This is a genomic window from Listeria ivanovii subsp. londoniensis (genome assembly GCF_000763495.1).
GTDB lineage: Bacteria > Bacillota > Bacilli > Lactobacillales > Listeriaceae > Listeria > Listeria londoniensis.
The window spans coordinates 318,662-331,208 of record NZ_CP009576.1; the positions used below are offsets into that span (position 1 = coordinate 318,662).

A 12,547-nucleotide genomic window follows, 5' to 3' on the forward strand; every position below is an offset into this window, starting at 1 on the left:
ATAGAGTAAGATATAAGAGTTGCTGCTAAACACGGCAACAAAGAAAAATGACCTTTGAAAACTGAACAAAGAAGAAGACGAAAAGCAATGAGACGTAAAGTCTCACTGGTAATCGCAGGGCAGAAAACAGAAAGCTGTTTTCAACAAAACAAACTAGTAATTTAATTGCTAGCGAAGTCAATTTGACGCAAGGAATCTTATTCACGGTGTTGAATAAGTATTCAAATTCAATTTATATTTTAAAGAGAGTTTGATCCTGGCTCAGGACGAACGCTGGCGGCGTGCCTAATACATGCAAGTCGAACGAACGGAGGAAGAGCTTGCTCTTCCAAAGTTAGTGGCGGACGGGTGAGTAACACGTGGGCAACCTGCCTGTAAGTTGGGGATAACTCCGGGAAACCGGGGCTAATACCGAATGATAAGTAGTGACGCATGTCATCACTTTGAAAGATGGTTTCGGCTATCGCTTACAGATGGGCCCGCGGTGCATTAGCTAGTTGGTAGGGTAAAGGCCTACCAAGGCAACGATGCATAGCCGACCTGAGAGGGTGATCGGCCACACTGGGACTGAGACACGGCCCAGACTCCTACGGGAGGCAGCAGTAGGGAATCTTCCGCAATGGACGAAAGTCTGACGGAGCAACGCCGCGTGTATGAAGAAGGTTTTCGGATCGTAAAGTACTGTTGTTAGAGAAGAACAAGGATAAGAGTAACTGCTTGTCCCTTGACGGTATCTAACCAGAAAGCCACGGCTAACTACGTGCCAGCAGCCGCGGTAATACGTAGGTGGCAAGCGTTGTCCGGATTTATTGGGCGTAAAGCGCGCGCAGGCGGTCTTTTAAGTCTGATGTGAAAGCCCCCGGCTTAACCGGGGAGGGTCATTGGAAACTGGAAGACTGGAGTGCAGAAGAGGAGAGTGGAATTCCACGTGTAGCGGTGAAATGCGTAGATATGTGGAGGAACACCAGTGGCGAAGGCGACTCTCTGGTCTGTAACTGACGCTGAGGCGCGAAAGCGTGGGGAGCAAACAGGATTAGATACCCTGGTAGTCCACGCCGTAAACGATGAGTGCTAAGTGTTAGGGGGTTTCCGCCCCTTAGTGCTGCAGCTAACGCATTAAGCACTCCGCCTGGGGAGTACGACCGCAAGGTTGAAACTCAAAGGAATTGACGGGGGCCCGCACAAGCGGTGGAGCATGTGGTTTAATTCGAAGCAACGCGAAGAACCTTACCAGGTCTTGACATCCTTTGACCACTCTGGAGACAGAGCTTTCCCTTCGGGGACAAAGTGACAGGTGGTGCATGGTTGTCGTCAGCTCGTGTCGTGAGATGTTGGGTTAAGTCCCGCAACGAGCGCAACCCTTGATTTTAGTTGCCAGCATTTAGTTGGGCACTCTAAAGTGACTGCCGGTGCAAGCCGGAGGAAGGTGGGGATGACGTCAAATCATCATGCCCCTTATGACCTGGGCTACACACGTGCTACAATGGATGGTACAAAGGGTAGCGAAGCCGCGAGGTGGAGCCAATCCCATAAAACCATTCTCAGTTCGGATTGTAGGCTGCAACTCGCCTACATGAAGCCGGAATCGCTAGTAATCGCGGATCAGCATGCCGCGGTGAATACGTTCCCGGGCCTTGTACACACCGCCCGTCACACCACGAGAGTTTGTAACACCCGAAGTCGGTAGGGTAACCTTTTAGGAGCCAGCCGCCGAAGGTGGGACAGATAATTGGGGTGAAGTCGTAACAAGGTAGCCGTATCGGAAGGTGCGGCTGGATCACCTCCTTTCTAAGGAAAAGGAAACCTGTGAGTTTTCGTTCTTCTATATTTGTTCAGTTTTGAGAGGTTAATTCTTCTCTATACTGTTTGTTCTTTGAAAACTAGATAAGAAAGTTAGTAAAGTTAGCATAAATAGGTAACTATTTATGACACAAGTAACCGAGAATCATCTGAAAGTGAATCTTTCATCTGATTGGATGTATCATCGCTGATACGGAAAATCAGAAAAACAACCTTTACTTCAATGAAGTAAATTGGTTAAGTTAGAAAGGGCGCACGGTGGATGCCTTGGCACTAGGAGCCGAAGAAGGACGGGACTAACACCGATATGCTTTGGGGAGCTGTACGTAAGCGTTGATCCAGAGATTTCCGAATGGGGGAACCCACTATCTTTAGTCGGATAGTATCCTTACGTGAATACATAGCGTGAGGAAGGCAGACCCAGGGAACTGAAACATCTAAGTACCTGGAGGAAGAGAAAGAAAAATCGATTTCCTGAGTAGCGGCGAGCGAAACGGAAAGAGCCCAAACCAAGAAGCTTGCTTCTTGGGGTTGTAGGACACTCTATACGGAGTTACAAAAGAAAGTTATAAATGAAGCGGTCTGGAAAGGCCCGCCAAAGACGGTAACAGCCCGGTAGTTGAAATAGCTTTCCCTCCAGAGTGGATCCTGAGTACGGCGGAACACGTGAAATTCCGTCGGAATCCGGGAGGACCATCTCCCAAGGCTAAATACTCCCTAGTGACCGATAGTGAACCAGTACCGTGAGGGAAAGGTGAAAAGCACCCCGGAAGGGGAGTGAAACAGTTCCTGAAACCGTGTGCCTACAAGTAGTTAGAGCCCGTTAATGGGTGATAGCGTGCCTTTTGTAGAATGAACCGGCGAGTTACGATTTGTTGCAAGGTTAAGCGGAAAAAGCGGAGCCGTAGCGAAAGCGAGTCTGAATAGGGCGAATAAGTAACAGGTCGTAGACCCGAAACCAGGTGATCTACCCATGTCCAGGATGAAGGTAAGGTAATACTTACTGGAGGTCCGAACCCACGCACGTTGAAAAGTGCGGGGATGAGGTGTGGGTAGCGGAGAAATTCCAATCGAACTTGGAGATAGCTGGTTCTCTCCGAAATAGCTTTAGGGCTAGCCTCGAGGTAAAGAGTCATGGAGGTAGAGCACTGTTTGGACTAGGGGCCCTTCTCGGGTTACCGAATTCAGATAAACTCCGAATGCCATGTACTTATACTCGGGAGTCAGACTGCGAGTGATAAGATCCGTAGTCGAAAGGGAAACAGCCCAGACCACCAGTTAAGGTCCCCAAATATATGTTAAGTGGAAAAGGATGTGGGGTTGCTTAGACAACCAGGATGTTGGCTTAGAAGCAGCCACCATTGAAAGAGTGCGTAATAGCTCACTGGTCGAGTGACCCCGCGCCGAAAATGTACCGGGGCTAAACATATTACCGAAACTGTGGATGAACCTCTTTGAGAGGTTCGTGGTAGGAGAGCGTTCTAAGGGCGGTGAAGTCAGACCGGAAGGACTGGTGGAGCGCTTAGAAGTGAGAATGCCGGTATGAGTAGCGAAAGAAGGGTGAGAATCCCTTCCACCGAATATCTAAGGTTTCCTGAGGAAGGCTCGTCCGCTCAGGGTTAGTCGGGACCTAAGCCGAGGCCGATAGGCGTAGGCGATGGACAACAGGTAGAGATTCCTGTACCAGTGCTAATTGTTTAACCGATGGGGTGACACAGAAGGATAGGGAATCGCACGAATGGAAATGTGCGTCCAAGCAGTGAGTGTGAGAAGTAGGCAAATCCGCTTCTTGCGAAGCATGAGCTGTGATGGGGAAGGAAATAAAGTACGGAAGTTCCTGATTTCACGCTGTCAAGAAAAGCCTCTAGGAAGAGTAGTACTGCCCGTACCGCAAACCGACACAGGTAGATGAGGAGAGAATCCTAAGGTGAGCGAGAGAACTCTCGTTAAGGAACTCGGCAAAATGACCCCGTAACTTCGGGAGAAGGGGTGCTCTATTAGGGTGCAAGCCCGAGAGAGCCGCAGTGAATAGGCCCAGGCGACTGTTTAGCAAAAACACAGGTCTCTGCAAAACCGTAAGGTGACGTATAGGGGCTGACGCCTGCCCGGTGCTGGAAGGTTAAGAGGAGTGCTTAGCTTCGGCGAAGGTACGAATTGAAGCCCCAGTAAACGGCGGCCGTAACTATAACGGTCCTAAGGTAGCGAAATTCCTTGTCGGGTAAGTTCCGACCCGCACGAAAGGCGCAACGATCTGGGCACTGTCTCAACGAGAGACTCGGTGAAATTATAGTACCTGTGAAGATGCAGGTTACCCGCGACAGGACGGAAAGACCCCGTGGAGCTTTACTGCAACCTGATATGGAATGTTTGTACCGCTTGTACAGGATAGGTAGGAGCCGAAGAGACGTGTGCGCTAGCATACGAGGAGGCAATGGTGGGATACTACCCTGGCTGTATGACCATTCTAACCCGCCACGCTTAGCGCGTGGGGAGACAGTGTCAGGTGGGCAGTTTGACTGGGGCGGTCGCCTCCTAAAGAGTAACGGAGGCGCCCAAAGGTTCCCTCAGAATGGATGGAAATCATTCGCAGAGTGTAAAGGCACAAGGGAGCTTGACTGCGAGACTGACAAGTCGAGCAGGGACGAAAGTCGGGCTTAGTGATCCGGTGGTTCCGCATGGAAGGGCCATCGCTCAACGGATAAAAGCTACCCCGGGGATAACAGGCTTATCTCCCCCAAGAGTCCACATCGACGGGGAGGTTTGGCACCTCGATGTCGGCTCGTCGCATCCTGGGGCTGTAGTCGGTCCCAAGGGTTGGGCTGTTCGCCCATTAAAGCGGCACGCGAGCTGGGTTCAGAACGTCGTGAGACAGTTCGGTCCCTATCCGTCGCGGGCGCAGGAAATTTGAGAGGAGCTGTCCTTAGTACGAGAGGACCGGGATGGACACACCGCTGGTGTACCAGTTGTTCCGCCAGGAGCATCGCTGGGTAGCTATGTGTGGCAGGGATAAACGCTGAAAGCATCTAAGCGTGAAGCCCCCCTCAAGATGAGATTTCCCATTTCTTCGGAAAGTAAGATCCCTGAAAGATGATCAGGTAGATAGGTTTGGAGTGGAAGTGTAGCGATACATGGAGCGGACAAATACTAATCGATCGAGGACTTAACCAAAAAAATGAAACGAAGTTACCTAACTGAACCCTTTCTTCTCTAGTTTTGAGAGAGCAATCTTTCAACAACTTAAATATTGTCTGGTAGTTATGGCGAGAAGGTCACACCCGTTCCCATCCCGAACACGGTAGTTAAGCTTCTCTGCGCCAATGGTAGTTGGGGGCTTCCCCCTGCGAGAGTAGGTCGCTGCCGGGCAATTTGAAAAGTCCTAATTCGTTAGGACTTTTTTTGTGTAAAAAGATAAATAAATTGCTAATAGGTAAGGTTATCTAGTATAATTAAAGTCAAAAATAGTCAAAGTCAGTAATCAAGAGAATATAGAAAGGAGAGCCTTATAATGAAAAATATTTCTGATATTATAGAAGCTTATTTAAAACAAGTACTGGAGTCTAGTGAAGCAGTCGAAATTAAAAGAAGCGAGATTGCTGATAAGTTTGAATGTGTACCGTCGCAAATCAACTACGTTATTAATACCAGATTTACAATGGAGCGTGGATATATTGTTGAAAGTAAACGTGGTGGTGGAGGATACATTCGGATTATCAAAGTTAAAATGAATGATAAACTGCAGTTATTGGAAGCTATCATATCTATGGTTCATGATAAAAAGGTATCTCAATCTTTCTCAGAAGATGTTATTTTAAGATTGCTTGAGGAAGATGTTATAACGAAGAAAGAAGCGAGATTGATGGTGGCGGCATTAGATAGAGAAGTTTTAATTTTACCATTACCGGATCGAGATGTTTTGCGTAGTAGGATATTAGAAGCGATGTTAGTTGCTTTGAAATATGATTAGGGTGTGATAACTTATGATATGTCAAAGGTGTGGAGAAAACAAGGCTGTTATTGCTTTGCAACAGTTAAATGATGCTGGAAAAGTTGAGTCGCTATATTTATGTGAAAATTGTGGTACTGATGAAGCTCATGCATCAGAGCAAGACTTAGTTAAGGCGATGGATACATTTAGTGAAGTTGCTTTAGATTTTTTAACACTTTTACAGAAAGAAGAAGCGGTGCAGAAAAAAGTGGTTTGTGAAAATTGCCATTTGTCTTTTGAACAATTTTTACAAACGAATCGTGTTGGCTGTGAAGAATGTTATTCAGCATTTCAAGCACAATTGGTGCCAATTATTGGACGTGTGCAAAATGGCTATAAGCAGCATATAGGAAAAGTTCCTAAAGAAATTGAACGTGAGGAAGATGTGCAAAATGAAATTATTCGTCTTCAAGAGAAGTTAAATCAATTAATTAAGAATGAAGAATTTGAGGATGCTGCGGTTGTGCGTGATGAAATTCGAGCTTTGAAGGCTGGGGGTGAGGGTAAATGAATGTATTTGAACCTCGGCTTAGTTCTTGGTTAGAGAATGATGGGGACGATGATGATGTAGTACTTAGTTCGCGAATCCGACTAGCTAGGAATTTGAAAAACGAACTATTTCCGATTTATGAGCAAAAAGAAGGAACTATAGATACTATTTCCGCTGTTTTTGATAATAATTTTACCCTATTTAAAATGAACGAAATTTCTAAGCTTGAGAAGGCCCTTTTAGTGGAGAAACATTTAATTAGTCCTTATTTGATGAGCAAGAGTCAGCATGGGGCTGTTCTTTTAAATGAGGAAGAGAATGTTAGTATTATGTTGAATGAAGAGGATCATTTAAGAATTCAGTGTATGACACCGGGATTAAGGTTATTTGATGCACTGGAAGCAGCCCTCCAAATTGATAGTTATGTAGAAGATAAGGTTGTTTATGCTTTCGATAAGCAATTTGGATATTTGACTAGTTGTGTGACGAATATTGGGACTGGGATGAGAGCTTCTGTTATGGTTCATTTGCCAGGGCTTGTCGCGACTAAAAGGATTAAAAATGTTGTCGAAGCGGTTAGGAGTCTTGGTTTTGTGGTAAGAGGTATATACGGGGAAGGTAGCATGCCCGCGAGTAATATCTTCCAAGTATCTAATCAAATAACACTTGGAAAAACAGAAACGGAAATTGTGGAAGATTTAACGCAAGTAATGGAACAAATTATCATGCAAGAACGAGTAGCAAGAACGACGTTGAAGCAAAAATTTCATATAGCGCTTGAGGACAGAGTTTTTAGGTCATATGGTTTACTTAGAAATTGTCGGATTATCTCTATTCAAGAAGCAGCAGATGCTATTTCTGATATTCGGCTAGGTGTTGAATTAGGATTTTTCGAACATATTTCTCGCCAAAAAATGAATGAATTGGTACTATTCTCGCAACCAGCTTTTTTAAGGAAAGAAGCTGGACGAGATATGGATGCCTTAGAAGAGAAAGTAATACGAGCCAAAGTGATTCGCGGGATTTTGGGCGATAATGGAATAGGCTGAGGATAAGGAGGAAACAACAATGATGTTTGGACGTTTTACGCAAAGAGCTCAGAAAGTACTCGCTTTGTCACAAGAAGAGGCAATGCGCTTGAATCATAGTAATTTAGGTACGGAACATATACTGCTTGGACTTGTCAGAGAGGGAGAAGGTATCGCAGCAAAAGCACTCTATGAACTGGGTGTTAGTGCTGAAAAAGTTCAACAAGAAGTAGAAGGATTAATTGGTCATGGCGAAAAAGCTGTAACGACGATTCAATATACACCTCGAGCTAAAAAGGTAATTGAACTTTCAATGGATGAAGCTCGTAAACTTGGACATACTTATGTTGGAACAGAGCATATTTTATTGGGGCTTATTCGTGAAGGTGAAGGAGTTGCTGCTCGAGTTTTAAGCAATCTAGGTATTAGCTTGAATAAAGCTAGACAACAAGTATTGCAACTACTTGGTGGCGGAGATGCAACTGGAGCTGGAAGGCAAACTAATACACAAGCGACGCCGACATTAGACAGTTTAGCTCGCGATTTGACTGTCATTGCTCGTGAGGATAATTTGGACCCGGTTATTGGCCGTTCTAAAGAAATTCAACGTGTGATTGAAGTGTTAAGTCGTCGAACAAAAAATAATCCAGTTCTTATTGGGGAACCAGGTGTAGGTAAAACAGCGATTGCTGAGGGGCTAGCACAGCAAATTGTACGTAATGAGGTCCCTGAGACGTTGCGAGGAAAACGTGTAATGACGCTTGATATGGGGACTGTCGTTGCGGGAACTAAATATCGTGGTGAGTTTGAAGACCGTTTGAAAAAAGTAATGGATGAAATTCGCCAAGCTGGAAATGTGATTTTATTTATTGACGAACTTCATACGTTAATTGGTGCTGGTGGAGCAGAAGGTGCGATTGATGCATCTAACATTTTGAAGCCACCTTTAGCTCGTGGAGAGTTGCAATGTATTGGCGCAACAACGCTTGATGAGTACCGGAAATATATTGAAAAAGATGCAGCACTCGAAAGACGTTTCCAACCTATTAAGGTAGATGAACCGTCTGTTGAGGAGTCGATTCAAATTTTGCATGGTTTACGTGATCGTTATGAAGCGCATCACCGGGTTGCTATTACTGATGCGGCGCTTGATGCAGCAGTTCGCCTGTCTGACCGTTATATATCTGACCGGTTCTTACCTGATAAAGCGATTGATGTGATTGATGAAGCTGGTTCCAAAGTACGCTTGAAATCTTTTACAACACCTAAAAATGTAAAAGAAATGGAAAATAATTTAACAGATTTGAAAAAGGAAAAAGATGCAGCTGTGCAAGGTCAAGAATTCGAAAAAGCAGCAGCATTAAGAGATAAAGAGCATAAACTTAAAAAATCTTTAGAAGAAACAAAGGCAAATTGGAAAGAAAAACAAGGGCTTGATCATAGTGAAGTAACAGAAGATATAGTTGCAGAAGTTGTAGCTAGTTGGACCGGGATTCCGGTTGCAAAACTTGCTGAAACTGAAACAAATAAATTACTTAACATGGAAAAACTTTTACATGAGCGAGTAATTGGTCAGGATGCTGCTGTTAAAGCTGTATCCCTAGCCGTTCGTCGGGCGCGTGCTGGACTTAAAGATCCAAAGCGTCCAATAGGTTCCTTTATTTTCCTTGGACCAACTGGTGTTGGAAAAACCGAACTTGCTCGTGCGCTTGCGGAGTCAATGTTTGGTGATGAAGATTCAATGATTCGGATTGATATGTCAGAGTATATGGAGAAATTTTCAACTGCTCGTTTAGTTGGTGCTCCTCCCGGTTATGTTGGTTATGAAGAAGGTGGACAACTAACTGAGAAAGTCCGTCAAAAACCTTATTCGGTAGTTCTTTTAGATGAGATTGAAAAAGCACATCCAGATGTATTTAATATGTTGTTACAAGTGCTAGATGATGGTCGTTTAACAGATTCTAAAGGACGTGTAGTTGATTTTAGAAACACGGTTATCATCATGACCTCGAATATTGGAGCACAAGAAATGAAACAAGATAAATCGATGGGCTTTAATGTAATTGACCCACTTAAAGATCATAAAGCAATGGAACACCGCGTTTTACAAGATTTAAAACAAGCGTTCCGTCCAGAGTTTATCAATCGTATCGATGAAACTATTGTGTTCCATTCGCTTCAAGAGAAAGAGCTAAAACAAATTGTAACGCTTCTAACTGCACAATTAACTAAACGCCTTGCTGAACGTGATATTCATGTGAAGCTAACAGAAGGCGCGAAAGCTAAAATTGCAAAAGACGGTTATGACCCAGAATACGGGGCTCGTCCTTTGAAACGTGCGATTCAAAAAGAAGTAGAGGATATGCTTTCTGAAGAATTGCTTCGTGGAAATATCAAAGTGGGAGATACAATTGAAATTGGTGTGAAAGATGGGAAGCTGGAAGTTAGACAAAAAGCTTCAACTAAAAAGAGAGCTACACCTAAAAAAGTTAAAACAAAATAACTAGAGAGCCTTTCCTAGAAAATTTAGGAAAGGTTTTTTAAACGCGGAAATACAGGATTTATGTCCAAAATACGAATTTAATTAAAAGGCTTAACGCGAACAGATGATCTGTGGTAAAATGAAGCATATGTGTGGAGGGGTGTTAGAAATGGCTAAGGCAAAAAGGACGACCAAATTTGTATGTCAGGCATGTGGATATGAATCGCCAAAATGGATGGGTAAATGTCCAAATTGCAACGAGTGGAATCAAATGGTGGAGGCGCTAGAACCATCTAAGAAATCACGCTCAGCTTTTAATCATACTGGGGAAGCAGCAAAAGCAACTCCGATTACGCAGATTGCTAGCGAAGAAGAGGCTCGAGTAGAGACACGTATGCCTGAGTTAAATCGTGTACTTGGTGGTGGAGTTGTCCCAGGATCAATGGTACTAGTTGGTGGCGATCCAGGTATTGGTAAATCAACACTTTTACTTCAAATATCAGCACAACTAACGCTGACCAATAAAAAAGTACTGTATATTTCTGGGGAAGAATCAATCAAACAAACAAAACTTCGAGCTGAGCGATTGCAAGTTTCAGGAGATAATTTATATGTTTACGCGGAAACGAATTTAGAAGCAGTGCAAGAGACGATTGATTTTGTGAAACCGGATTTTGTTGTAATTGACTCCATTCAAACAGTATATCATCCAGATGTGACTAGTGCTGCTGGAAGTGTATCTCAAGTTCGTGAATGTACGGCTGCTTTAATGAGAATCGCCAAAATGCAAAACATTGCTATTTTTATAGTAGGACATGTAACAAAAGAAGGGGCAATTGCAGGACCGCGTTTACTTGAGCATATGGTAGATACGGTACTCTATTTTGAAGGAGAGCGCCACCATGCTTACCGAATTTTGCGCGCTGTGAAGAACCGTTTTGGATCGACGAATGAAATTGGTATTTTTGAAATGCGTGATGTAGGTCTTGTTGAAGTTGCCAATCCATCGGAAGTCTTCCTGGAAGAACGTTTAGAAGGAGCATCAGGTTCAACGGTAGTTGCATCTATGGAAGGAACACGCCCAGTACTTGTCGAAATTCAAGCCCTTGTTTCACCAACCATGTTTGGAAATGCAAAACGAATGGCAACGGGAATTGATTATAATAAAGTATCATTGATAATGGCTGTTTTGGAAAAAAGAGTAGGATTAATGCTACAAAATCAAGACGCTTATCTGAAAGCAGCAGGTGGAGTGAAATTGGACGAACCGGCTGTAGATTTAGCTGTGGCTGTAAGTGTAGCATCAAGTTACCGAGATAAACCGACCAAAAGTACTGATTGCTTTATCGGCGAACTGGGCTTAACTGGAGAAATTCGTCGAGTGGCAAGAATTGAACAACGCGTACAAGAGGCGGCAAAACTTGGATTCAAACGAATTTTCATTCCGAAAAATAATGAAGGTGCTTGGAAAATACCAAAAGATGTGCAAGTGGTTGGAGTAGAAACAATTGGGAAAGCTTTGAAGAAGGCTTTGCCAGACTGAAAATAAATACTTGAGCGATTCCATGAGTACTATTTGCGATATCGTCTTTTAATAGTGTAGAATGGTTCTATATGTATGTTTGATAATAGCTTAAATATGCCTATAAATATAGAAATGGAAAGGGGGAAACTAAATGCTTACATGGGTAATTCGAGTATGCTTTTTAATTCTTGGCGGGACAACGGGAGTCTTTTCACTTCCAATGCTTTGGATGAAACTAGGAATAGGACATATTCTGCTAATTAATAATCCTTATACTAATGCTTTGATTGGTGCACTTATATTTTATCTTATTACTTTTTGGGCGGTGAAATATGTAGAAGCCGCACTTAATTGGTTAGAGGAAAAATTAGCTAAAATTGCTATTGCCACACTTGTTTATGGCGGACTTGGTTTGTTTGTAGGATTAGTTATTGCGTTTTTTGCCAGCAATGCGCTAAGCCAAACCAATATTCCACTTTTAAATTCGGTAGTACCAGTTATTTTAACATTAGTACTTGGTTATTTAGGATTCCGGATTGGGATTAGTCGTCGCAATGAATTTGGGAACTTTGTCAATAACAGAAATGCGAAGAAAAAAACACCAGAGGAAGAGCGTACGGAGGAGAAATCTAAGAAAACCTATAAAATTTTGGATACGAGTGTCATTATTGATGGGCGTATTGCGGATATTTTAGCAACAGGCTTTTTGGATGGAACGGTGGTTATTCCGCTATTTGTACTAGCTGAACTTCAACATATTGCAGATTCATCGGATACACTTAAGCGGACAAGAGGTCGTCGCGGTTTAGACATTTTAAATCGAATCCAAAAAGACGAATCCATTCAAGTAGAAATGTATGAAGGTGACTTTGAAGATACGCCTGAAGTAGACAGCAAACTTGTGAAACTTGCTAAAGTAATGGGTGGAATTGTCGTTACCAATGATTATAATTTGAATAAAGTATGTGAATTTCAGAATGTGCCAGTTCTAAATATTAATGATTTGGCAAATGCTGTGAAACCAGTTGTTTTACCAGGTGAGAAAATGACTGTTCTTATGGTGAAAGATGGAAAAGAGCATAATCAAGGTGTGGCATATCTAGATGATGGAACAATGATTGTTGTAGAAGATGGCCGTAAATTTATTAATGAGACTATTCAAGTAGAAGTAACTAGTGTGCTTCAAACATCAGCAGGAAGAATGATTTTTGCTAAACCATCCTGAATGGAAGGAGTA

General features: G+C 43.3%; 6 protein-coding genes and 3 rRNA genes. All 9 read left to right on the plus strand.

Annotated elements, in window-relative coordinates; genetic code table 11:
• The first annotated feature begins 238 nt into the window (after positions 1 to 238).
• The 9 genes from JL53_RS01600 (at position 239) to JL53_RS01640 (ending at position 12,535) form a co-directional block, all read left to right on the plus strand.
• A 16S ribosomal RNA gene (locus JL53_RS01600) occupies positions 239 to 1,788 on the plus strand.
• 247 nt (positions 1,789 to 2,035) lie between these two features.
• A 23S ribosomal RNA gene (locus JL53_RS01605) occupies positions 2,036 to 4,968 on the plus strand.
• A 79-nt stretch (positions 4,969 to 5,047) separates the two neighbouring features.
• Positions 5,048 to 5,163, plus strand: a 5S ribosomal RNA gene (gene rrf / locus JL53_RS01610).
• The 16S, 23S and 5S rRNA genes sit together here, the layout of an rRNA operon.
• A 142-nt stretch (positions 5,164 to 5,305) precedes the next feature.
• Positions 5,306 to 5,764, plus strand: a complete 459-nt coding sequence (locus JL53_RS01615) for a CtsR family transcriptional regulator (RefSeq protein WP_003718316.1) — start codon at positions 5,306 to 5,308, stop codon at positions 5,762 to 5,764.
• A 13-nt stretch (positions 5,765 to 5,777) separates the two neighbouring features.
• On the plus strand, positions 5,778 to 6,296 hold the full coding sequence (locus JL53_RS01620) for a UvrB/UvrC motif-containing protein (protein WP_038406547.1): 519 nt from the start codon (positions 5,778 to 5,780) through the stop codon (positions 6,294 to 6,296).
• Positions 6,293 to 7,324 (plus strand): protein arginine kinase, encoded by a 1,032-nt coding sequence (locus tag JL53_RS01625; protein WP_038406548.1) that lies wholly within the window; start codon positions 6,293 to 6,295, stop codon positions 7,322 to 7,324. Before JL53_RS01620 ends, JL53_RS01625 begins: the two co-directional genes overlap by 4 nt.
• Positions 7,325 to 7,343: 19 nt before the next feature.
• The gene (locus JL53_RS01630) at positions 7,344 to 9,806 is read left to right on the plus strand and encodes an ATP-dependent Clp protease ATP-binding subunit (protein ID WP_038406549.1); all 2,463 of its coding nucleotides are present in this window, start codon (positions 7,344 to 7,346) and stop codon (positions 9,804 to 9,806) included.
• Positions 9,807 to 9,954: 148 nt separating this feature from the next.
• Entirely contained in the window at positions 9,955 to 11,328 is a 1,374-nt protein-coding gene (gene radA / locus JL53_RS01635; RefSeq protein WP_038406550.1) for a DNA repair protein RadA, read from the plus strand.
• A gap of 133 nt (positions 11,329 to 11,461) precedes the next feature.
• Positions 11,462 to 12,535: a PIN/TRAM domain-containing protein gene (locus JL53_RS01640; RefSeq protein WP_003718323.1), complete on the plus strand. Its 1,074-nt coding sequence runs from the start codon at positions 11,462 to 11,464 to the stop codon at positions 12,533 to 12,535.
• Positions 12,536 to 12,547 lie beyond the last annotated feature (12 nt).

Bases quoted from the DNA above. Each gene is read 5' to 3' on its own strand.
- JL53_RS01615 (WP_003718316.1), top strand. From the start codon at position 5,306: ATGAAAAATATTTCTGATATTATAGAAGCTTATTTAAAACAAGTACTG.
- JL53_RS01620 (WP_038406547.1), top strand. From the start codon at position 5,778: ATGATATGTCAAAGGTGTGGAGAAAACAAGGCTGTTATTGCTTTGCAA.
- JL53_RS01625 (WP_038406548.1), top strand. From the start codon at position 6,293: ATGAATGTATTTGAACCTCGGCTTAGTTCTTGGTTAGAGAATGATGGG.
- JL53_RS01630 (WP_038406549.1), top strand. From the start codon at position 7,344: ATGATGTTTGGACGTTTTACGCAAAGAGCTCAGAAAGTACTCGCTTTG.
- radA (WP_038406550.1), top strand. From the start codon at position 9,955: ATGGCTAAGGCAAAAAGGACGACCAAATTTGTATGTCAGGCATGTGGA.
- JL53_RS01640 (WP_003718323.1), top strand. From the start codon at position 11,462: ATGCTTACATGGGTAATTCGAGTATGCTTTTTAATTCTTGGCGGGACA.